Source organism: Mesorhizobium sp. M1A.T.Ca.IN.004.03.1.1, from assembly GCF_003997555.1.
Classification (GTDB): Bacteria; Pseudomonadota; Alphaproteobacteria; order Rhizobiales; family Rhizobiaceae; genus Mesorhizobium.
On record NZ_RZTV01000345.1, the window covers coordinates 1 to 270 of the forward strand.

Sequence of the window (270 nt, forward strand, 5' to 3'; positions counted from 1 at the left end):
GGCAAGGCGCGGCTCGTCCGGGACATCGAACGCGGCCGCCATGCGCGGCAGGATAAGTGCGCCGGCAAGACCCGCCAGGATGGCACGGCGCTGGAGGAAAAGGGAATTTCGTTCACGCGAGCTCATAACGCAGCATCCATCATTTCCCCGGCACACAGAATCTGCACCGGAAGATCGTTGCCGCCAATACACATGCTGTTGAAAATATTGCCCTGCGTCATTGTTGCGCAGGGCTTGCAACTTCACGCCGGCTTGGCCTCGATCATCGCC

1 pseudogene is annotated in these 270 nt (G+C 60.4%); it reads right to left on the reverse strand.

The features are described 5' to 3' along the window. A pseudogene (locus tag EOD29_RS37605) lies at positions 1-246 on the reverse strand (S9 family peptidase); the annotation flags it as partial. Positions 247-270 lie beyond the last annotated feature (24 nt).